This window comes from Microbispora siamensis, from assembly GCF_016863095.1.
GTDB classification, from domain to species: domain Bacteria; phylum Actinomycetota; class Actinomycetes; order Streptosporangiales; family Streptosporangiaceae; genus Microbispora; species Microbispora siamensis.
The window spans coordinates 31,623-52,279 of the sequence record NZ_BOOF01000013.1; the positions used below are offsets into that span (position 1 = coordinate 31,623).

Consider the following 20,657-nt stretch of genomic DNA (forward strand, 5'->3'; position numbering starts at 1 on the left):
AAGCAGTTGGCAAGGTGGTGACATCATGACGCGGGTCGTCGTGGTGGGCGATCTCATGACGGACGCGGTCGCCCGCGCGAAGTTCCCTCTTGCTAGGGCGAGCGACACCCCGGCGGTCGTGACCATGCACGGTGGCGGTTCCGGCGCCAACATCGCCTCCTGGCTCGCCGTGGAGGGCTCGGAGGTCGCCTTCATCGGCCGCCGCGGCGCCGACATCACCGGCCGCAACCGCGACATGGAACTCATGGGGTACGGCGTGGACGCCCGGCTCGTCATGGACCCCGAGCGGCCGACCGGCACCTGCGTCGTGCTGGTCACCCACAAGGGCGAGCGGACCATGCTGTCCGACCCCGGTGCCAACGCCGCGCTGTCCCCCGAGGACCTGCCGCGCGACCTGTTCACCGCCGGCGGCCACCTGCACATGTCGGGCTACACGCTGATCAACGAAGGATCGCGCGACGCCGGCCTCGCCGCGCTCGACATGGCCCGGCGCGCCGGCATGTCGATCTCCGTGGACTGCGCCTCCGCCGCCCCGCTGGAGCGGACCGGCGCCGAGCCGTTCCTCGAGTGGACCGACGGCGCGAAGCTGCTGTTCGCCAACGCCGACCAGGCCAAGGTGCTCACCGGCAGGGACGACGCCGCCGCCGCGGCCAAGGTGCTGACCGCCTGGTTCCCGCAGGTCGTGATCAAGCTCAACGCCGAGGGCTCACTCTGGTACTCCAACACCCGTCCCGAACCGGTCCGGGCGCCCGCCGAGGTCGTCGACCGGGTGGTGGACGGCACCGGCGCCGGTGACGCCTTCGCCGCCGGCTTCCTGCCCGTCTGGCTGGACGGCAAGCCGGCCGCCGAGGCGCTGGCGGCGGGCAACGCCCTCGCCGCCAAGTGCATCTCCAACCTCGGCGCCCGCCCCCGCCTCTGACCTCCACGTCAGCCAGAACGGCCCGCCTCAGAGGAGCGCGGCTCAGAGGGGCGCGGCTCAGAGGGGCGCGGCTCAGAACGGGCTTCGCGCGAGCACGACCGGCTGCGCGGGCCGCAGGCGCAGCAGCGGCACGAAGGCCAGCAGGAGCAGCGCCGCTCCCAGCGGGATCAGATCCTTGTTCGCCAGCGGGAGCACGGCCTGCACGAGCACCAGCGCCGGGCTCCACCACGGCACCCGGCGCCCCGCGGCGAGCCGGGCGACCAGCGCGACCATGCCGACGTAGAACAGGAACGGCACGACGGTGTAGACGACCGGCTCGACGCCCGGGATCGCCTTGACGGCGTCGAAACGCGGCCCCATCGCGTCGTGGTCGGCGGACAGGAAGCCCACCACGATGTCGATCACGAACTGCGCGGCCAGCGCCAGCGCACCGGCGAGGCCGGCCGCGTACCCCGCCGTGGCCGTCACGCCGCCACCGGCCATCGTCCGGAGCCGCCCGAAGATCTGCACGAAGAGGACCAACGCGGCCAGGAAGAACAGGTGCCCTACGGTCCAGGCCGGGCCGGGTCCCCGGCTGCCGTCGAGACCGTCGATGATCCGGGCGACGCCGTACGCGCCGACCAGGAGCGGAGCCGCAACAAGTGATCTCATGGCGACGAGTGTGCAGGCCGTGGCACGCCGCCGGGATGGGGTGACGCCCCTGATTCACCCCTGACCCGTCCCCGAGCCCGGCCTCGGCCCACCGCTCCCGCGCGTCAGGGGCGCCCCGGACATGACCCGTCCAGCCGGGGACGCGGGAGGTGGTCAGCTGGTGACGGCCAGGGCCAGAGGCAGCACGGCGGGCGCTCCGGCGTGACGGACCTGGGCGGCGGCCAGCGCCATCGTCCATCCGCTGTCCACGCGGTCGTCGACCAGCAGCACCGGCCCGCCCGCCGCCGCGATCCTCGCGGCGACGTCACGCGGCATCGCGAGCGTCCCCCGGATGGCCGCCACCCGCTGGGCGCTGTTGTGCCTGGCGGCGGGCGACCCGTCGCGATAACCGAGTGTCCCGAGATACTCCAGCCTGCCGACCCGGGCGAGCCGCTCGGCGAGCGACCCGACCAGCACCGGCCGCGTGCCCGACGGCACCGCGACCACCGCGACCGGGCGCCGCTCCCACTCCCACGTCTTCAGCACCTCGATCACGGCCGCGAACACGTCGTCGGGGACCGGCCCATCCCCCGCCGCGAACAGTTCGCGCAGCCGGGTGCCCCAGCCGATGTCGGTCAGGCGGCCGAGCGCGCGGCCCGGCTCGGCGCACAGCTCCGGCTTGATCCGCCCCTTCAGGTCCGGCAGTCCGGTGGGCCACTGGCGGCGCGGCTCGATCTCGACGCCGGGGCGCGCGAGCCGCTGCTGGGCGGCCCGGACGGCCTCGTCAGGCACCTCGGCGGAACGGTGGGCGCCGGTGCAGTTGTCACACCTGCCGCAGGGCGCCGCGGACTCGTCGTCGAGGTGACGGCGCAGGTACTGCTCCCGGCACTCGGTGGTCGCGATGTACCCGAGCATGGCCTCCTGCTCCGCCCGGCGCTCGGCGGCCACCCGGGCGTAGCGCTCGGCGTCGTAGCTCCACGGCTCGCCGGTGGCCTCCCAGCCGCCCTTGACCCGGCGTACGGCGCCGTCCACGTCGAGCACCTTGAGCATCATCTCCAGCCGGCTCCGGCTGAGGTCGACCCTCGTCTCCAGGGCGGCGGTGGACAGCACTCCCCCCTCGGACAGCGCCTCCAGCGTCGCCCTGACCACGCCCTCCGGCGGGAAGGCGAGCGAGGCGAAGTAGGCCCAGATCTCCCGGTCCTCGGGACCGGGCAGCAGGATGACCTCGGCCCGCTCGACGCCGCGCCCGGCCCGGCCCACCTGCTGGTAGTACGCCACGGGCGAGGCGGGCGCGCCCACGTGGACGACGAAGCCGAGGTCGGGCTTGTCGAAGCCCATTCCCAGCGCCGACGTCGCCACCAGGGCCTTGACCCGGTTGGCGAGCAGGTCCTCCTCGGCCGCCAGCCGGTCGGCCGGCTCGGTCTGCCCCGTGTACGCGGCGACGGTGTGGCCCTGCTCCCGCAGGTACGCGGCGATCTCCTGGGCCGCGGCGACGGTCAGCGTGTAGACGATGCCGGAGCCCGGCAGCTCGTGCAGCGTCCTGGCCAGCCAGGCGAGCCGCTGGTCGGCGCCGCCCAGCCGTACGACGCTCAGGTGGAGGCTCTCGCGCTCCAGCGGGCCGCGCAGGACGAACACCTCGCCGCCGGGCAGTTCGTCCCACTCCTGCGTGACGGCGAGCTGCTCGGCCACGTCACGGGTGACCCGGGCGTTCGCGGTGGCCGTCGTGGCCAGCACGGGGATGCCCGGCGGCAGCTCGGCCAGCAGGGTGCGGAGCCTGCGGTAGTCGGGCCGGAAGTCGTGCCCCCAGTCGGAGATGCAGTGGGCCTCGTCGATCACCAGGAGTCCCGCGCTGCCGGCCAGCTCGGGCAGCACGTTGTCGCGGAAGTCGGGGTTGTTCAGCCGCTCGGGACTGACCAGCAGCACGTCGACCACGCCCTCGGCGACCTGGCCGTAGACCTTCTCCCACTCCTCGGGGTTGGCCGAGTTGATCGTCTCGGCGTGGATGCCGGCCCGCTCGGCCGCGGCGATCTGGTTGCGCATCAGCGCCAGGAGCGGGGAGACGATGACCGTGGGCCCCTCCCCGAGCTCGCGCAGCAGCGCGGTCGCGATGAAGTAGACGGCCGACTTCCCCCAGCCGGTGCGCTGCACGACCAGCGCACGCCTGCGGTCCATGACCAGGGCCTTGATGGCGGCCCACTGGTCGTCGCGCAGCCGCGCGTGATCGCCGGCGAGCGCCCGCAGCCGGGCCTCGGCCTCTTCCCGCAGCATCACCTCTTCTTCGCTCACCCGCCCATTGGTACCAGGTCCGGCCGACCGTTTCCGCCAGGCGGCCGACGGAGCGACAGGAGCGCGGGACGCCGGACGCACGGGTGATCACGGGCACACTTTCCGGTACGGCGTGTCACCCAGGTACCGCGCCCAGTCCGCCTCACTCATAGGGGTATCCGTCAGGGCGCAGACGGCGGAGAACGGATCGGGCGGAAGGTCTATATTCCATACCCGGATCGTGGTGTCTTCACCGGCGGTGGCCAGACGAGACCCGTCAGGACTGAAGGCGACCGCCTTTACCGGACCGGTGTGACCGGTGAAAACGGCGACCACCTCGCGCGACGCCACATCCCACACCCGGACGGTGGTGTCATCACCCGCAGTGGCCAGGTGAGCCCCGTCATCGCTGAAGGCGACCGCCTTTACCGGACCGGTGTGACCGGTGAGAACCGCGACCACCTCGCCCGTCGCTACATCCCACACCCGGACGGTGGTGTCATCACCCGCAGTGACCAGGAGACTGCCGTCAGGGCTGAAGGCGACCGCATTGACGTAGTGGGCCTCATCCCCGCTGAAAGAGGTGATCGCCTTGCCCGTGTTCGCATCCCAGAGCCGGATGTCGTAACCATCGGCAGTGGCCAGACGAGACCCGTCAGGACTGAAGGCAAGCGCATCCACCCCGTATTCGTGGCCCAGTGCCGCGATCTCTCTACTTCGGGCGACGTCCCAAAGGTGCACGGCATGATCACCCGCACGGGGAACGAAAGCCAGGCGGGAGCCATTGTTGATCGCTGCCCTTCGCACGCTCTGGCCGAGGTCCAAGGTGCCGATCTCCTTGCTCGCGCTCACATCCCACAGCCGCGCCTCCCCCTGGCGGCCGACGATGACGAGACGGGAGCGGCTCTCGTTGAACGCGATCGCATCGGCCTCACTGTCGCCCATGCTGCCGATCACGCTGCCCCGTGCCAGGTCCCACATCCAGATCCTGTCGCTCAGAGCGGCCAGGCGGGAGCCGTCAGACGTGAAGGCCACCGCGGTGACCGACCCTCTCTGTCCAAGGGTGGTCGCTTCGCCGAGGGCTACATTCCACAACCTGCCGGTCCAGTCGTCACCGGAGGTGGCCAGAAGGGAGCCGTCAGGGCTGAACTCGACCCGCGTGACCGGCCCTATGTGTCCTCTGAGCACCGCGATCGCGCTGGCGGTTCCCACATCCCACACCCTGACAGTGTTGTCGCTGCTCCCACTGGCCAGGCGAAAGCCGCTGGGGCTGAAGGCGACCACGTTCACCGGCCCGTTATGACCGGTGAGGACGGCGACCGCCCTACCGGTCTTCCCATCCCACAACCGGATGGTGTTGTCACTGCCGGCTGTGGCCAGACGAGAGCTGTCGGGGCTGGAAGTGATCCAGTTCACCGGACCGTTGTGACCGTTGAGGACGGCGACCGCCTTACCGGTCTTCCCATCCCGCAACCGGACGCTGTTGTCGCTGCCCGCGGTGATGAGGCGAGAGCTGTCAAAAGTGAAACCGAGTGGAGTTTCACCGCCACCGGAGCTGCCGAGCGTGGCCACCAGCTTGCCCGTCCTGCCATCACGCAAAAGTGCCACACCGCCAAGGCCGACGGTGGCCAGGCGGGAGCCGTCGGGACTGAACATGAATGGGTCCTCGAAGCGGCCCAAGGTCGCGATCCCCTTACCGCTGGCGGCGTCCCACAGCCTCGAGGCACTGTCCCCGTCGCTGGTGGCCACACGGCTGCCATCGGGATTCAACCTGAACTCACGCAGTGACTTACCTTTCACTGTCGCGAGTGCCTTGCCGGTCTTTCCCTCCCACACACGGATGGTGTTGTCTTCCTTACTGGCGAAGCGAGAACTGTCGGAGCTGACCACGACCGCGTTCGGAGCGGTGAGGCCGTCCAGTGTGGAGATCGCCCTGCCGGTCTTTCCATCCAACAGCCGCGTGGCGCGATCCTCACCCTGGGCGACCAGGCGAAACCCTTCGGAGTCGTAGAGGATGGCGCTGGCGTGATCGACACCCGGCAGGCGGTTCTCTCTGCCTGTGACCGCATCCCACACCTTGATCCTTTCGTACATCTGTGTGACCAGGCGGGAGCCCCCGGGAAGGAACCGCATCGCCGTCACTTGACCCACGGTTGTGTTGGCAACGCTGCTGTAGTCCTCCGTCAACATCGCGCGTTGCGGGCTGAGGAGTGCCTTGAGCATGCTCAGCCGGGCTTCCTGGGTGTGCGAGATGTGCCAGGCCGCGGTGCTGAGCTGGCGCGACAGGGTGATGTCGCTGTCACCGACGCTCTCGCTCTGGGCGGCGAGCTGGCGCGACAGGGAGTCCGCGCTTTCCTTCGCGGCCCTGACCGCCAGCACGCCAGCGGTTCCGGCGCCGACGAGGGTCAGGCTCAGCAGCGCGGCCAACGCGACCATGGTCCGGCGTCCCCTGCGGGTGCGGCGGTCCTCCGCGCTGCGGCTCGCTTCCAGGAAGCGCCACGCGACGTCGGGAAGGGGCGGGTAGCGGCCAGGGTCGTCCCGCCAGACCTGGGAGGCCTGCCGTGCGGCCGCCAGGCGGGTGCTCCGGTAGAGGTATGCGGGGTCCCGGTCGTGCCGCCGCCATTCGGCGGCATCCTCGCTGAGCTGCTGATGGATCAGCAGGGTGGCCCGGTCGGCCTCGATCCACCGGCGCAGCTGCGGCCATGAGCGAATCAAGGCCTCATGAGCGATCTGTACGGCGTCCGCATCCACGGTCAGCAGGCGGGCGCGGACGAAGTGGTCCAGGACCCGGCGTGCGGTGGCGTACCGAGGGGAACGTGCTGGGGGAAGCAGGTCGGCCGACGGCAGCGTGCGGCGGGTGTCGTCCTGGCCTTCGCCGACCCGGACCAGGCGGGTGAACATCCGGCGGGCGACCTGGCGTTCGGGCGGATCGAGCTGATCGAGGGCGGCGTCGGCCGTGCGGGCGAGGGCCCCGTAGATGCGCCCGGCGGCACGGTAACCGGCCATCGTCAGCGTCCGGCCTTCCCGGCGCTCCCAGGTGACGCGCAGGGCGTGTGACAGCAACGGCAACACGGCGGCGCCTGCCGGGGCCGCGTGCTCGGACGAGCCGGTGCCGATGTCGTCCAGGAGGAGCTCGATCAGGCCCGGTTCGAAGACGAGCCCGGCCCTCCGCGCGGGGACTTCCATCGCCTGACGCAGTTGGCGCGGGGTCATCGGGCTGACGACCACCGCGTGTTCCAGCGCAGGCACCAGCTCGGGATGGGCAGCGCAGTGCCCGAAGAAGTCGGCCCGTACGCCGATGACCACCACGGCGGCGGGCGCCTCCCCCGCTGGTTCCTCCGCGAGGGTGTCCACCGGACCCGCGGGCCTGCGGCACAGCGCGTGCAGAGCACGTACGAAGATCCGTTGCTGCCGTTCGTCCGGGCAGGCGGTGAACATCTCCTCGAACTGGTCGACCAGGATGACCGCCTGGCGGTCGCCCATCGCCTCCCTGACGACGCCGTCCAGGGCGGCGGGCTCCCGCTCCACCCGCTCGCGCAGGTCTGCCGGGTTCGCATCGGTGAGGCGGGCGAACCGTGCCACCAGCGTCCCCACCGGGTCCGCACCGGGGGTCATCAAGATGACCTCCGTGCGAGACGAGCGGCGCAGGGCCAGGATCAGGCCAGCGCGCAGCACCGAGGACTTGCCCGAGCCGGACGGGCCTGTCACGACGAGCGGGCCCCGGGCGGTGACCTGAGCCGCCACCCGGTCGACCAGCACATTGGTCAACTCCGCACGGCCGAAGAAGTACTCCGCGTCTTCCGGCTCGTAGGCGGCCAGTCCCCGGTACGGGCTGAACCCCGCAGCCTCCCTGTCCGCCGTGCTGGCCGTCGCACGGGCGGGGTTGAGCGCGATGGGCTGCCAGTCGCCGTGGTCGGTCGCCTGGCGGCTGGGGGTGGGGAAGCCGCGCTCGCGCAGGGTCCGCGCAAGGTACCGGTAGACGTCGTCCAGTGTGAGCGCCTCCGGCGCGGTGGGATCGCCCACGGTCAGCAGGTCGATCAGCGCGCCGGTGAAGGCGGTGTGACGCTTCCCTGCCGGGGCCCAGGCCAGGGCGTCGCGAGTGGTGGCGGCCAGCAAAAACGTGCCTCGCGGGGTGGCGTCGCGTAACCGCCGACCGGCATCCCCCGTCGCCGGGGCGGTGGCCCGCCCGGAGAAGCAGCAGTCCATCACGACCACGATCACCTGAGCGGCGCACTGCATCAGGGCTTTCCTGAGTGTCGAGTACGGCAGCGCCTGGTGTTCCGCAATGCCCTTGGTCAGGTCCACGGTCGCGTACGTGGCCAAATGAAGCTCGTTGTCCGCGTCGAGCAGGCCGTGGCCCAGGTAGTAGACCACCAGGGCACTGGTGGCCTGTGCGGCCGCCTCGACCAGGGCGTTGCCGAACTCCACAGGGCCGGCGGGATCGACCACGATGGTCAGGGCGGCCGGGTCGAGCCCCGACCGCTCCACCAGGCATCGCCCCAGGTCGGCGACGGAGTCCGACACCGCGCCGACCGCGGGGAGAAGCGAGTCTGGGGCGTAAGCGCCGGAACCGACCAGCAGCACCCGGGTCCCCGGTGAGGAGAGCAGCAGGCGCGGGCTCTCTCCGGAGGTCATCGGTCCTGGTGGGCGGTGTCGAGCAGTCGGGCGATCTGCGTGGCCAGCTCGCGGACCCCGGCAGGGTCGAGACCCTTGACTCCCTTGGCGGTGACCTCCAGGGTCTCGCCGTCGTCCCCACCCCGGCTCAGCTTCACCGTGACTTCGCCCGACCGAGTGTTCAGCCAGGCGATCACCACGCTGGCCGCGGTGGCCGCGCCGCCCCCGGCGCCCAGAATCAGCTGTAACACGTCCGCGGGCGAACCAAGGGCCCCTTCAGGAACAGCGTCCGCGTGAATTCTGGTGCGCCCTCGCAATTCGGGTTCCTCGGAAAGCCAGGAATACAGGTCGCGGATCAGATCCGCGGGGTTATCGCCTGACACGGTCACGAGAACACTCACGGAGACTCCCCTTGGCCAGATATGTTCCGTATATCCCGATTAGTCGACGTCGCAGAAAACAATCATTCTGACACGCCGGCAGTCGGCACCCCCGTAAAAGCGCGGCCTCACGGCCTCAAGGATGAATCGGAGCGAAGCGGAGAGCAACTCCCGCGGGTGCCGCACCGCCCGTCGCCGTCTCGGTCAGGACGGAGCCGGGCGGGCGTCGTGGTTTGATGTGTCCCGTTATGGACGTGACCACCTGGTATCTCGAACAGACCAGCCCCGCCGACCTGCGGCCGGGACGGCCGCCCGCGGTCCCCGCGCAGGTCGTCCGCGCCGAGATCCCCAGCCCGGAGTTCAGCCGCTTCCTCTACACCGCCGTGGGCGGCGACTGGCAGTGGACCAACCGGCTGCCGTGGACCTGGAAGCAGTGGAAGGACTGGCTCGACCGGCCGGGCGTCGAGACCTGGGTGGCCTGGGTGCGCGGCACCCCGGCGGGATACGCGGAACTGGTGGCCCAGGACGGCGGCAGCGTCGAGATCGTCAACTTCGGGCTGCTGCCGTACGCGATCGGGCAGGGCCTCGGCGGGTGGCTGCTGGGCGAGGCCGTGGCCCGCGCCTGGGACCTTGCCGAGCGCTGGCCGAGACGGGAGCCCACCCGGCGGGTCTGGGTGCACACCTGCTCCCTCGACGGGCCCGCCGCGCTGGCGAACTACAAGGCCCGGGGCTTCCGGATCTACGACGAGAAGCTGAACGCGCCGGGCGACGAGGACGAGGGCGAGACGCCCGGCCCCTGGCCCGGCGCCGGCCCCCGCGACTGACCGTTCCGGGGCCGAAAAGGCTGTCCCGTCGGGGAAGCCGGGACGGCGGGCACGAGCCCGGCAGTATGGTGGTGAGTCGCGAACAGGGTGAACTCTCGGCAGAATGTTCGATGACCACCACTGGATGACCACCACGGATGTTCACCACCCACGTTCGCCCTCCCCGGTCCCGACGGCCGGGGTCCGGCTCCTCGACACGCAGGAAACCACGACATGGCCCGACGCACGACGACACCCCCGCCGGACGAGGACTTCGAGGAGCGGATCGTCGACATCGACGTCTCCGCGGAGATGCGGACGAGCTTCCTTGAGTACGCCTACTCGGTGATCTACCAGCGCGCGCTGCCCGACGCGCGCGACGGACTCAAGCCCGTCCAGCGCCGCATCCTCTACTCGATGAGCGAGATGGGCCTGCGGCCCGACCGCGGACACGTCAAGTCCTCCCGCGTCGTCGGCGAGGTGATGGGCAAGCTCCACCCGCACGGCGACTCGGCCATCTACGACGCGCTCGTACGGCTCGCGCAGCCGTTCTCGATGCGCCTGCCGCTGGTGGACGGGCACGGCAACTTCGGCTCTCCCGACGACCTGCCCGCCGCGATGCGGTACACCGAGGCCCGCCTCGCTCCGGCCGCCATGCTCATGGTGCAGTCGATCGACGAGGACACCGTCGACTTCAAGCCCAACTACGACGGCCAGGAGACCGAGCCGTCGGTCATGCCGTCGGCGTTTCCCAACCTGCTGGTCAACGGCGCCTCCGGCATCGCGGTCGGCATGGCCACCAACATGGCCCCGCACAACCTCGGCGAGGTCATCGCGGCGGCCCGCTACCTGATCAGGAAGCCGAACGCGACGCTCGACGAGCTCATGCGCTTCGTCCCCGGCCCCGACCTGCCGACCGGCGGCACGATCATCGGTCTCAACGGCGTCAGGGATGCGTACGAGACCGGCCGCGGCACCTTCAAGATGCGGGCCAAGGCGACGATCGAGCAGGCCACGCCGCGCCGTAAGGGCATCGTCGTCACCGAGCTGCCGTTCAACGTGGGCCCCGAGCGGGTGGTCACAAAGATCAAAGAGCTGGTGAACGCGAAGAAGCTCACCGGCATCGCCGACCTCAAGGACCTGACCGACCGGCACAAGGGCCTGCGCCTGGTCATCGAGGTCAAGAACGGCTTCAACCCGGAGGCCGTGCTGGAGGAGCTCTACCGGCTGACGCCGATGGAGGAGACCTTCGGCATCAACAACGTCGCCCTCGTCGACGGCCAGCCGCGCACGCTCGGCCTGCGCGAGCTGCTGTCGGTCTACGTGGACCACCGGCTCGACGTGGTGCGCAGGCGGTCGCGATATCGGCTGCGCAAGCGCGAGGAACGGCTCCACCTGGTCGACGGCCTCATCATCGCGCTGCTCAACATCGACCAGGTCATCCAGGTGATCCGCGGCTCGGACGACTCGGCGCAGGCCCGCGCGCGGCTCATGGAGACCTTCGAGCTGAGCGAGATCCAGGCGAACTACATCCTCGACACCCCGCTGCGCCGCCTCACCCGCTACGACAAGCTGGAGCTCGACCGGGAGAAGGAGCAGCTCCAGGCCGACATCGCCGAGCTCAACGAGATCCTCGGCTCCGAGGATCGGCTGCGCAAGGTCGTGTCGTCCGAGCTCGCCGAGGTGGCCAAGACGTACGGCACGCCGCGCCGCACGGTCCTGCTGGAGTCGTCGGAGGCCGCCAGGACCGCCGTCGTGCCGCTGGAGGTGGCCGACGATCCCTGCCTGGTGCTGCTGTCGTCCACCGGCCTGCTCGCCCGTACGACCGACGCCTCGCCGGTCTCCGGCGAGGGCGACCGCACGGCGCACGACGTGCTGGTCTCGGTGGTCCGCTCGACCGTGCGCGGCGAGGTGGGAGTGGTCACCTCCGCGGGCCGGATGATCCGGGTCTCGGTGCTCGACCTGCCCGCGCTGCCGCCCTCGGCCAACCCGCCCTCGCTCGCCGGCGGGCATCCGGTGTCGGAGTACGTCGCACTCGAACCGGACGAGAAGGTCGTCGGGCTGGGCTCGCTCGATCCGGACGGGCCGGGGCTCGCGCTCGGCACCAGCCAGGGTGTCGTCAAGCGGGTCGTGCCCGAATACCCCGTCAACCGCGACGAGTTCGAAGTGATCGGACTGCGGGACGGCGACGTGGTGGTCGGCGCCGTGGAGCTGACCTCCGCCGACCACGACCTGGTCTTCATCACCAGCGACGCGCAGCTCCTGCGCTTCCCCGCCTCCGTCGTACGGCCCCAGGGACGTCCGGCGGGCGGCATGGCCGGCGTGCGCCTCGACGGCGACGCGAAGGTGGTCTTCTTCGGCGTGGTCGATCCCACGCGGGAGGCGCGTGTGGTGACGATCGCCGGCTCCTCCACCGCCCTGCCCGGCACCCAGATGGGCGCGGGCAAGGTCTCCGACTACGCCGACTTCCCGCCGAAGGGACGGGCGACCGGCGGCGTGCGCGCCCAGCGCTTCCTGAAGGGCGAGGACGTCCTGCTGCTCGCCTACGCCGGCCCGGCGCCGGTCAAGGCGGTCTCCTCGACCGGCAAGCCGGTGCCGCTGCCGGAGGAGCTCGGCCGCCGCGACGGCTCGGGTGTGCGCCTCGTGCACGCCATCGCCGCGATCGGCGGCGCGCTCGGCGCGGACGGCGGTGAGGTGGCCGCCGCGACGGAGGGCGGCATGGCCACCACGGGCGACACCGGCGGCGAAGAGCCGCCCATGTGACAGGCGGGGGCGGGCGGGCGTGGAGCGGGTCTCGTAAGCTCCGCGCCGCCGTCCCGGCGCCTGCCTGCGGCGTTCAGGTGGCGGCGGAGCCCCGGTGGAGCGGGGAGTGGAACGAGGAGCGGTACGCCTGCGGCGTGGTCCCCACGACCCGCTTGAACCGCTCCCTGAACGCGGTCGGCGACCCGAAGCCGGCCTGTGCGGCGATGCGCTCGATGCCGTGGTCGGTGTTCTCCAGCAGATACTGCGCTCGCCTGACCCGGGCGCGCAGCAGCCACTGCAGCGGAGTGGTGCCGGTCTGCTGGCGGAAGCGCCTGCTGAACGTCCGCTCGCTCATCCCGCCGCGGGCCGCCATCTCCCGCAGGGTGAGGTCGCGACCGAGGTTGTCCTCGATCCACGCCAGCACCGGCTCCAGCAGCGAACCGCTGGGCACCGGCGGGTGCTCGTGGACGATGAACTGGGCCTGACCGCCCTCCCGTTCCAGCGGCATCACCGACAGGCGGGCGGCGTCGGCCGCGACGGCCGAGCCGTGGTCGCGCCGGATCATGTGCAGGCACAGGTCGAGCCCGGCGGCCGCGCCCGCGGAGGTGAGCACCTGCCCGTTGTCGACGTAGAGCACGTCCGGCCGCACGTCCACCAGCGGGAACCGGCGGGCCAGCGCGGGCGCCGCCGCCCAGTGCGTGGTCGCCCGCAGGCCGTCCAGCAGCCCGGCCGCCGCGAGCGTGAACGCCCCCACGCAGATCGAGGCGAGGCGGGTGCCCCGCGCGGCCGCCTCGCGCAGCGCCTCCAGCGCCTCGGGCGGGGGCGGCCCCGCCCGCTCCGAGCAGCCGGGGACGATGACCGTGTCGGCCTCGGCCAGCGCGTCCACACCGTACGGCACCCGCAGGGCGAACGCCTCGGCTTCCACTTCGGGGGCGGGTCCGCACACCCGCACCCGGTAGGGCCGCCGGCCGTCCGGCAGGCGGGTGCGCCCGAACACCTCGATGGGGGTCGCCAGGTCGAACGGCACGACATGGTCCAGCGCCAGGATCGCGACGGTGTGCACGATCGCCACGATAGACGGAATCCCGCCACCGGTGGGTCCAGCGCTTGTTCACGAACCCTCAGGTGAAGACGGCTGGCGAGAATCCGTTGGTCTTTGTCGTTCTCGCCTCTGGGACCAGGCCGGGCCGTACTCCTACGGTGGGTGACCGCACTGCCGACGACGAGGAGACATGCCGATGCCGGCCCAGTTCGTACTGTTCGACATCGTCCTTCCCGGAGCGGCGGGGGCGCTGCTCCGTCCGGCCGCGCCCGCCGCCCGCTGATCGGGGCACGCACGATGACCAAGTTCTTCCTGGCCGTTCACGTCCTCGCCGCGATCCTCGCGGTCGGCCCGGTCGCCGTAGCGGCGAGCATGTTCCCCTCCGCCGCTCGTCGCCTCGCGGAGCAGGGCACGCAGGCCGGCGGGGTGGCCACGCTCCGCGTCCTGCACCGAATCTGCCGCGTCTACGCCGTCGCGGGCCTGGCCGTACCGGTATTCGGGTTCGCCACGGCGAGCGGCCTCGGCGTGCTGCGCGACGCGTGGGTGATCGCGTCCATCCTGCTCACCGCCGCGGCGGCCGCGATCCTCGCCCTGGCGGTCCTGCCGCGTCAGGACGCCGTCCTCGCCCGGCTGACCGCCGCGGATCCCGCGCCCGCCGACGCCGGCGGCGGGGTGGCGCGGCTCGCCATGCTGACCGGCGTCTTCAACCTGCTGTGGGCGGCCGTCACGGTGCTGATGATCGTCCGTCCCGGCTCGACCACGGGAGTCTGACCATGTCGCGCCCTCGTTCCGCCCTGCGCGCCGCCGCCGCCGCCGAGCTGGGGTCCCTGGCCGTCCTGCTGGCCAATCTGGCCACCGTGCACCTGCCGCCCGTCTCCTCGCTCGTCGGACCCCTGCACGGCTGCGCGTACCTGTTCGTCGTCGTGGCCGCCGCCCGCGACGCCGAATGCGACCTGACCGGCAAGGCGCTGGCCTGGCTGCCGGGAATCGGCGGCCTTCTCGTCCTGCGGCGCCTCGCCCGTACGCCGCGGGAGAAGGCCGCCTCGGGCTCCCTGGGCTGACGCGTCAGTCCGACCCGGCGACCAGGCAGAACGGGTGCCCGGCGGGGTCGAGGAAGACGGTCCAGCCGCGTCCCTCGTCGGGCTGGTGCTCGTGCCTGACGGCTCCCAGGGCGAGCACCTGTTTCTCCGCCTCGGCCATGTCGTCCACGGTCAGGTCGAGGTGGAACTGCTGCGGGTGCTCGGCGGACGGCCAGACCGGAGGCGCGTACTCGGGGACCCGCTGGAAGGCGAGGCGGGCCTGGTCGTCGCCCGCGAGCGTGACCCAGTCCTCCTCCTCGTAGGCGACCTTCCAGCCGAGCAGCCCGGCGTAGAAGTCCGCCAGGGCCTTCGGCTCCGGGCAGTCGAGCACGACCGAGTGCATGCGCGCGACACCGCTCATGGTGACCCCTCTCCCTCGAATTCAACACCAGTGAAAAACCTATACCGGTGTCGATCTGATGGCCACCCGCGAGATGTGCGCGAAAGACCGGCCCCGCGATGACCGATTGAGGGGCATCGGGCAACATCTGTGACATGACCGGTGCTTTCGATGACCTGCTGGACGCCAACGAGAAGTACGCGAGCGCGTTCACCCACTCCGGCCTCAGTGGCCGCGCGGCGCGCGGGCTCGCGGTGGTGACGTGCATGGACTCCCGCATCGACCCGCTCGGGCTGCTCGGCCTGACCGCGGGCGACGCGAAGATCCTGCGCAACGCGGGCGCGCGCGTGACCGACGACGTCCTGCGGACCCTTGTCCTCGCCGTCTACCTGCTCGGAGTCGACCGCGTGCTGGTCATGCCGCACACCGACTGCCGGATGTCCAAGTCGACCGACGAGGACGTGCACAACCTCATCGCCGACCAGTACGGCGTCGACACCCGCAGCCTCGAGTTCCAGACCGTTCCCGACCAAAGGGCCGCGCTGCGGCACGACATCACCCGCATCAAGTCCAGCCCCTACCTGCCCAAGGACCTCGTCGTGGGCGGCGCGCTGTACGACGTGCACACGGGACGGCTTCAGCCCGTCGAGCTCTGATCCCACCCCAGTACGACAGGCCGCCTCCGGCGTGTGCAGGGTCAGACACCCCGGGAGTGGCGTGGTGGGGAAGGGCACGCCGGTGAGGTGCCGGTTGACCTCCAGCAGGCGGGTGTGGGCAGCGGTGTCGTCGCCGGTCTGGTCGTGCAGTCCGGTCAGCAGCGCCTTGCCCTTGGCCGGGTTGCGGCCATGCAGGATCAAGGTGGCGCCCTGGGCGGCCAGGCGTCGCCGCACCCAGGTCGGCGGCCACCCGGGCCGCGCCAGGGCAGCGAAGGTGGGAGATGGCGGCCCTCCCGGAACCGGGGCACCGGGCTGCTACGTTTTCCTGCCGACGACACGTGAGCCATCCCCCGGTACCGTGACCGGTCCCGAGGCGCCCCCCAAGGAGCCCGTATGCCCAGCCGCTCTTCCTCCGCCTCCGGCGGCACGTCGCGCAGGTCCTATCGTGGCATCGCCATCCTGGTGATCCTCGCGCTCATCGTCGTCGGTGCGCCGACCCTGATCGGCGCGTTCAGCGGGTTCGAGCGCACCAGCGGCGGCGAGGTGGCGGTCGTCCGCGACGGCGGCCCGCTGGACGACAACAAGGTCCGCCAGGTCATCGACCCGGGCTCCGGGGTCACCTGGATCGGCTGGTGGTCCCAGATGCACCGCTATCCGGCCCAGCAGCGGTTCTACACGATCACCTCCGACTCCGGACACGGCGAGCGGTCCGGTGTCGACGTCGTCAACGTGCCGAGCGGCGACGGCGTCAACATGGGCATCGAGGGCACGCTCTACTTCGGCCTCAACCTCGACCACCAGACGCTGAAGTCGTTCGACGACAAGTTCGGCACGCGCAAGTTCCGCAGCACCAACGGCGGGACCTTCTACCCCTGGGAGGGCGACGACGGCTGGTCCGCCTTCCTCGACCAGATCATCCGGCCGGTGATCGACAACGACCTGCGCACCCAGATCAACAACTTCCGCTGCGCGGAACTGGTCTCCTCCTGCGCGCTCGTGCAGAACAACAGCGCCGGCCAGCAGAACGCGGGCACGCCGCAGCAGGGCAACAACGCCAACATCGCCAAGATCCAGAACGCGGTCAACACGAGCCTGGCCGAGGACCTCAAGTCGACCCTCGGCGCCGACTACCTCACCGGCATCCACTTCAACCTCTCGCGGGTGACCCTGCCCACGGAGGTCCAGGAGGCGGTCAACCAGGCGCAGGCCGCGTTCGCCAAGGTCACCGAGGCGCAGGCGAAGGTCGCCCAGGCGCGCGCCGAGGCGGAGGCCAACAAGGCCCGGCAGGACGGCTACAACAAGTGCCCCACGTGCGCGGAGATCGAGAAGCTGAAGGCCCTGCCCCAGGGCATCACGGTGTACGCGCCGGGCAATACTGGAGGCGTCGCTCTGCCCACCAAGTAGGGAGCCGGGACCCCCATGCGCCTGCTCGCCCTTCCGGTGACGCTCATCGTCATCGCCGTGCTCGTGTATCTGCTCGTGACGCTCGTACGCGGTGGGAAGCCGGCGTCCCAGCGGGAAGCGGCCGGCGCACCCCACTGGGAGGCCGACACGGTCATGGAGAACGGGTGGACCCTGATCGTCGTACGCAAGGTCGCTCCCGGCCCCAACGGGCCGGTGGAGCTCGCCAGGCAGACGGTCAGGGCCATCCGCGACGACGACCCGGACTGGGACGAGCGCTACCGGGAGGGCATGCTGGAGGCCCGCAACCGGGTCAGCACTCTGGAGATCGAGTCGGGCTGACCCCGAGCAGGCTCGCGGGCAGTTCGAGTTCGAGTTCGTGGCGGAGCGGGATGCCGTCGAGGCCGATCTCGGGGATCGACGGCTTGAGCTCACGCGACCGGGCGACGGCGTCGCGGTGCACGGCGACGAGGTCGAAGCCGTATCGCTGGTAGAAACGCAGCGCCCGCAGGTTGTCGTTCGTCGTGACCAGCCACAGTCGAACGGCACCCCCGGCGCGCGCCGCTCCGGCCACGGCCTCCACGAGGGCGGTGCCCACTCCGGCGCCTTCGCGTACGGAGTCGAGTGTGACGAGTTCGCACTCCCGGCCGCTGATCGTGTAGGTGGCGACGCCCGCGCGTTTCCCGTCGAGCAGCGCGACGAATCCGGGAAGCTCGGTCGTGTCGTGGGCGACGCCTCGGCTGACCGATATGACCCCTCCCCACCGCTCGGTGAACAACTCCCGCACCCAGGTGACGTCCTCGGCGGTGAGCGGCCGTACGGTCACCCGGCTCTTCTGGTCGTGTTCAAGAAATGCCATGAATCCATGATCACAGATGACCGCCGGAAACCTTCAGCTCACGGACGGTCACGATACCTATTGACTTGGTAGGAATAACGGGTAAAGGTGGGGCCAGCGACTCCCGCGACCAGAAAGGTCACCACATGAGCGTCACCGACGAACTCCTCGCCAACGCCGAGCGGTACGCCGCGGGCTTCGACAAGGGACACCTGCCGCTGCCACCGGCGCGCGGGGTGGCCGTCGTCGCCTGCATGGACGCACGACTGAATGTGTACGGCCTGCTCGGGCTGACCGAGGGCGACGCTCACGTCATCCGCAACGCCGGCGGCGTGGTGACCGCGGACGAGCGGCGCAGCCTCGCCATCAGCCAGCGCCTGCTCGGCACGCGGGAGATCATCCTCATCCACCACACGGACTGCGGCATGCTGACCTTCACCGATGACGACTTCCGCCGGGGCATCGAGGCCGAGGTCGGGATCAGGCCCGACTGGGCCGCCGAGGCGTTCTCCGACCTCGACGCGGACGTCATCCAGTCGATCAACAGGATCAAGGCCGACCCCTCCATCCCGCACAAGGACTCGGTGCGGGGGTTCGTCTACGAGGTCGAGACCGGGCGCCTGCGCGAGGTCAAGCCCTGACGCCGCCCCCGGCCGGCGGCTGCACAGGGTCGGGCAGCGGCACCCGGGGAACGATCATCATCCCCTCCGGGAGCTACTTCCGTCAGAGGGTGGCCTGCTACCCGGAGATCGACTACGCCAACGGCCGGCGATGCCGAACTCACGACGGTGAGCCGGTGCCCGGCGTGGCGCCCGGGCGCCGGTCAGGCGTCGATGTGGTCGCGGTCCACCTCGGCGGCGCTGCCGATGATGAACTCGCGGCGCGGGCCCACGTCGCTGCCCATGAGGAGGTTGAAGATGTGCTCGGCATCCTCCACGTCCTCGATCCGCACGCGGCGCAGGACGCGGTGGCGGGGGTCCATGGTCGTCTCGGCGAGCTGGTCGGCGTCCATCTCGCCGAGGCCCTTGTAACGCTGCACGGGGTCCTTCCAGCGCTTGCCGCGCCGCTCCAGGTCGCGCAGGACCTTGTGCAGCTCGGCGTCGCTGTAGGTGTAGATGTACTTGTCCTGGCCACGCCCGGGGTTGGTGACCTCGATGCGGTGCAGCGGCGGAACCGCGGCGAACACCCGCCCGGCCTCGACCATCGGCTTCATGTAGCGATGGAAGAGCGTGAGCAGCAGGCAGCGGATGTGCGCGCCGTCCACGTCCGCGTCGGCCATTAAGATGATCTTGCCGTAGCGGGCCGACTCGATGTCGAACGAGCGGCCGGACCCGGCGCCGACCACCTGGATGATCGCGGCGCACTCGGCGTTCTTGAGCATGTCGGCGACCGAGGCCTTCTGCACGTTCAGGATCTTGCCCCGGATCGGCAGCAGCGCCTGGAACTCCGAGTCGCGGGCGAGCTTGGCCGTGCCCAGCGCGGAGTCACCCTCGACGATGAACAGCTCGCTGCGGTCCACGTCGTCGCTGCGGCAGTCGACCAGCTTGGCGGGCAGCGCCGAGTTCTCCAGGGCGGACTTGCGCCGCTGGTTGTCGCGGTGCTCGCGGGCGGCGATGCGGGCCTTGGCCGCGGCGACGACCTTCTCCAGCACCGCGCGCAGCTGCTGCTTCTGCCCCCGCTTGGGGTTGGCGAACAGCGCCTTGAGCTCCCGGGCGACCACATGGGCGACGATGCGGCTGGCCGCGGAGGTGCCGAGCACCTCCTTGGTCTGGCCCTCGAACTGCGGCTCGGGAACCCGCACGGTGACCACCGCGGTCAGCCCTTCGAGGATGTCCTCCTTGGTCACCGGCTCGTCACCGTTCTTCAGCAGCCGAGTCTCCCTGAGCTGCTCGTTGACCGTGCGGACCAGCGCCCGCTCGAAGCCCGCGACGTGGGTGCCGCCCTTCGGCGTGGCGATCACGTTCACGAACGAGCGTACGGTCGTCTCGTAGCCCTTCCCCCAGCGGATCGCGACGTCGACGGTGAGCTCCCGCTCGATCTCCGTCGGCGTCATGTGGCCCTGCTCGTCGAGCACGGGGACCGTCTCGTGGAAGTGGCCCTCCCCCTGCAGCCGCAGCACGTCGCAGACGGCCTCGTCACGGGACAGGAACTCGGTGAACTCGCTGATGCCGCCGTCGAAGCGGAACGTCTCCTCGACCGGCTCCTCGCCGCGGGCGTCGCGCACCACGAGCGTGAGCCCCGGCACCAGGAAGGCCGTCTGGCGCAGCCGCACGTGGATCTCGTCGAGCGAGACCTCCGCCTCAGGCAGGAAGATCTGCCGGTCGGCCCAGAAGCGCACGCGGGTGCCGGTCGTATTGCGCGGGGCCGGGCCGCCGTCGCGCAGGCCGGACTTCTTGCGGAACTTGGCGGTCGGGCCGTCGCCGTCGAAAACGCCGGGCACGCCCCGGCGGAAGCTGATCTGGTGGACCTTGCCGTCGCGGTCGACCTCCACGTCGACGCGGGAGGACAGCGCGTTGACCACCGAGGCACCGACGCCGTGCAGGCCGCCGGAGGCGCCGTAGGAACCGCCGCCGAACTTGCCGCCCGCGTGGAGCTTCGTGTAGACGAGCTCAACGCCGGCCAGGCCGCTCTTGGGCTCGATGTCGACGGGAATGCCGCGCCCGTTGTCACGCACCTCGATCGAGCCGTCCGCGTGCAGCTCGACCTCGATCCGCGTGCAGTGGCCTCCGAGCGCCTCGTCGACCGCGTTGTCCACGATCTCCCACAGGCAGTGCATGAGGCCGCGCGTGTCCGTGGAGCCGATGTACATCCCCGGGCGCTTGCGGACGGCCTCCAGGCCTTCCAGCACAGAGAGATGACGGGCGGTGTACCCCGTCTCCGCGCGAACCGCAGTCACACCCAGCTCCTACTTATCAATCGAACACGCGTACGCAGCTTAACGCCACTCA

The 20,657-nt window shown here is 70.8% G+C and carries 17 protein-coding genes; 9 read left to right on the plus strand and 8 right to left on the minus strand.

The window, feature by feature from the left end; all coding sequences use genetic code 11:
* Positions 1–25 precede the first annotated feature (25 nt).
* The gene (locus Msi02_RS13880) at positions 26–919 is read left to right on the plus strand and encodes a carbohydrate kinase family protein (protein ID WP_204048748.1); all 894 of its coding nucleotides are present in this window, start codon (positions 26–28) and stop codon (positions 917–919) included.
* A gap of 72 nt (positions 920–991) precedes the next feature.
* Here the strand turns inward: Msi02_RS13880 and Msi02_RS13885 are convergent, their stop codons facing one another.
* From Msi02_RS13885 to Msi02_RS13900, 4 genes are all read right to left on the minus strand, one after another.
* Positions 992–1,570, minus strand: coding sequence for a hypothetical protein (locus tag Msi02_RS13885; protein WP_204048749.1), 579 nt, complete (start codon positions 1,568–1,570; stop codon positions 992–994).
* Positions 1,571–1,723: 153 nt separating this feature from the next.
* Positions 1,724–3,817, minus strand: coding sequence for a RecQ family ATP-dependent DNA helicase (locus Msi02_RS13890; protein WP_204048884.1), 2,094 nt, complete (start codon positions 3,815–3,817; stop codon positions 1,724–1,726).
* Positions 3,818–3,922: 105 nt separating this feature from the next.
* The gene (locus tag Msi02_RS13895; RefSeq protein ID WP_204048750.1) at positions 3,923–8,449 is read right to left on the minus strand and encodes a caspase, EACC1-associated type; all 4,527 of its coding nucleotides are present in this window, start codon (positions 8,447–8,449) and stop codon (positions 3,923–3,925) included.
* Positions 8,446–8,829 carry an effector-associated constant component EACC1 gene (locus Msi02_RS13900; RefSeq protein ID WP_204048751.1) on the minus strand — a complete coding sequence of 128 codons (384 nt, stop codon included), beginning with the start codon at positions 8,827–8,829 and terminating at the stop codon, positions 8,446–8,448. Before Msi02_RS13900 ends, Msi02_RS13895 begins: the two co-directional genes overlap by 4 nt.
* 227 nt (positions 8,830–9,056) lie before the next feature.
* On the opposite strand from Msi02_RS13900, the gene Msi02_RS13905 reads away from it, so the two are divergent.
* Positions 9,057–9,632 (plus strand): GNAT family N-acetyltransferase, encoded by a 576-nt coding sequence (locus Msi02_RS13905; RefSeq protein ID WP_204048752.1) that lies wholly within the window; start codon positions 9,057–9,059, stop codon positions 9,630–9,632.
* A gap of 213 nt (positions 9,633–9,845) precedes the next feature.
* Positions 9,846–12,374, plus strand: coding sequence for a DNA gyrase/topoisomerase IV subunit A (locus Msi02_RS13910; protein WP_079312355.1), 2,529 nt, complete (start codon positions 9,846–9,848; stop codon positions 12,372–12,374).
* A 73-nt stretch (positions 12,375–12,447) separates the two neighbouring features.
* Here the strand turns inward: Msi02_RS13910 and Msi02_RS13915 are convergent, their stop codons facing one another.
* Positions 12,448–13,416, minus strand: a complete 969-nt coding sequence (locus tag Msi02_RS13915) for a GlxA family transcriptional regulator (protein WP_204048753.1) — start codon at positions 13,414–13,416, stop codon at positions 12,448–12,450.
* A 276-nt stretch (positions 13,417–13,692) separates the two neighbouring features.
* On the opposite strand from Msi02_RS13915, the gene Msi02_RS13920 reads away from it, so the two are divergent.
* Together Msi02_RS13920 and Msi02_RS13925 are read left to right on the plus strand one after the other, a co-directional pair.
* A complete protein-coding gene (locus Msi02_RS13920; protein WP_079312357.1) occupies positions 13,693–14,166 on the plus strand; it encodes a DUF2269 family protein in 474 nt (157 codons plus the stop codon).
* Between the two features lie 2 nt (positions 14,167–14,168).
* On the plus strand, positions 14,169–14,456 hold the full coding sequence (locus Msi02_RS13925) for a hypothetical protein (protein WP_204048754.1): 288 nt from the start codon (positions 14,169–14,171) through the stop codon (positions 14,454–14,456).
* A 4-nt stretch (positions 14,457–14,460) separates the two neighbouring features.
* On the opposite strand, the gene Msi02_RS13930 is transcribed toward Msi02_RS13925, so the two are convergent.
* Complete coding sequence (locus Msi02_RS13930) at positions 14,461–14,835, minus strand: VOC family protein (RefSeq protein ID WP_204048755.1); 375 nt, start codon at positions 14,833–14,835, stop codon at positions 14,461–14,463.
* Between the two features lie 134 nt (positions 14,836–14,969).
* Between Msi02_RS13930 and Msi02_RS13935 the strand changes: the two genes are divergently transcribed.
* The 3 genes from Msi02_RS13935 to Msi02_RS13945 all read left to right on the plus strand — a co-directional run bounded on the left by Msi02_RS13935 (position 14,970) and on the right by Msi02_RS13945 (position 17,213).
* The gene (locus Msi02_RS13935) at positions 14,970–15,470 is read left to right on the plus strand and encodes a beta-class carbonic anhydrase (protein ID WP_204048756.1); all 501 of its coding nucleotides are present in this window, start codon (positions 14,970–14,972) and stop codon (positions 15,468–15,470) included.
* A gap of 393 nt (positions 15,471–15,863) precedes the next feature.
* Positions 15,864–16,874 (plus strand): SPFH domain-containing protein, encoded by a 1,011-nt coding sequence (locus Msi02_RS13940; protein ID WP_204048757.1) that lies wholly within the window; start codon positions 15,864–15,866, stop codon positions 16,872–16,874.
* Positions 16,875–16,889: 15 nt separating this feature from the next.
* Positions 16,890–17,213 (plus strand): hypothetical protein, encoded by a 324-nt coding sequence (locus Msi02_RS13945; RefSeq protein ID WP_204048758.1) that lies wholly within the window; start codon positions 16,890–16,892, stop codon positions 17,211–17,213.
* On the opposite strand, the gene Msi02_RS13950 is transcribed toward Msi02_RS13945, so the two are convergent.
* Positions 17,185–17,730 carry a GNAT family N-acetyltransferase gene (locus Msi02_RS13950; protein ID WP_204048759.1) on the minus strand — a complete coding sequence of 182 codons (546 nt, stop codon included), beginning with the start codon at positions 17,728–17,730 and terminating at the stop codon, positions 17,185–17,187. The two genes, Msi02_RS13945 and Msi02_RS13950, sit on opposite strands and share 29 nt — an antisense overlap.
* A 125-nt stretch (positions 17,731–17,855) precedes the next feature.
* Between Msi02_RS13950 and Msi02_RS13955 the strand changes: the two genes are divergently transcribed.
* On the plus strand, positions 17,856–18,350 hold the full coding sequence (locus tag Msi02_RS13955; RefSeq protein WP_204048760.1) for a beta-class carbonic anhydrase: 495 nt from the start codon (positions 17,856–17,858) through the stop codon (positions 18,348–18,350).
* A 182-nt stretch (positions 18,351–18,532) separates the two neighbouring features.
* Here Msi02_RS13955 and Msi02_RS13960 read toward each other — a convergent pair whose 3' ends face one another.
* The gene (locus Msi02_RS13960) at positions 18,533–20,605 is read right to left on the minus strand and encodes a DNA gyrase/topoisomerase IV subunit B (protein WP_079312373.1); all 2,073 of its coding nucleotides are present in this window, start codon (positions 20,603–20,605) and stop codon (positions 18,533–18,535) included.
* Positions 20,606–20,657 lie beyond the last annotated feature (52 nt).

Bases quoted from the DNA above. Each gene is read 5' to 3' on its own strand.
- Msi02_RS13945 (WP_204048758.1), top strand. From the start codon at position 16,890: ATGCGCCTGCTCGCCCTTCCGGTGACGCTCATCGTCATCGCCGTGCTC.
- Msi02_RS13920 (WP_079312357.1), top strand. From the start codon at position 13,693: ATGACCAAGTTCTTCCTGGCCGTTCACGTCCTCGCCGCGATCCTCGCG.
- Msi02_RS13950 (WP_204048759.1), bottom strand. From the start codon at position 17,730: ATGGCATTTCTTGAACACGACCAGAAGAGCCGGGTGACCGTACGGCCG.
- Msi02_RS13880 (WP_204048748.1), top strand. From the start codon at position 26: ATGACGCGGGTCGTCGTGGTGGGCGATCTCATGACGGACGCGGTCGCC.
- Msi02_RS13890 (WP_204048884.1), bottom strand. From the start codon at position 3,817: ATGCTGCGGGAAGAGGCCGAGGCCCGGCTGCGGGCGCTCGCCGGCGAT.
- Msi02_RS13930 (WP_204048755.1), bottom strand. From the start codon at position 14,835: ATGAGCGGTGTCGCGCGCATGCACTCGGTCGTGCTCGACTGCCCGGAG.
- Msi02_RS13895 (WP_204048750.1), bottom strand. From the start codon at position 8,449: ATGACCTCCGGAGAGAGCCCGCGCCTGCTGCTCTCCTCACCGGGGACC.
- Msi02_RS13910 (WP_079312355.1), top strand. From the start codon at position 9,846: ATGGCCCGACGCACGACGACACCCCCGCCGGACGAGGACTTCGAGGAG.
- Msi02_RS13885 (WP_204048749.1), bottom strand. From the start codon at position 1,570: ATGAGATCACTTGTTGCGGCTCCGCTCCTGGTCGGCGCGTACGGCGTC.
- Msi02_RS13935 (WP_204048756.1), top strand. From the start codon at position 14,970: ATGACCGGTGCTTTCGATGACCTGCTGGACGCCAACGAGAAGTACGCG.
- Msi02_RS13955 (WP_204048760.1), top strand. From the start codon at position 17,856: ATGAGCGTCACCGACGAACTCCTCGCCAACGCCGAGCGGTACGCCGCG.
- Msi02_RS13905 (WP_204048752.1), top strand. From the start codon at position 9,057: ATGGACGTGACCACCTGGTATCTCGAACAGACCAGCCCCGCCGACCTG.
- Msi02_RS13940 (WP_204048757.1), top strand. From the start codon at position 15,864: ATGCCCAGCCGCTCTTCCTCCGCCTCCGGCGGCACGTCGCGCAGGTCC.
- Msi02_RS13925 (WP_204048754.1), top strand. From the start codon at position 14,169: ATGTCGCGCCCTCGTTCCGCCCTGCGCGCCGCCGCCGCCGCCGAGCTG.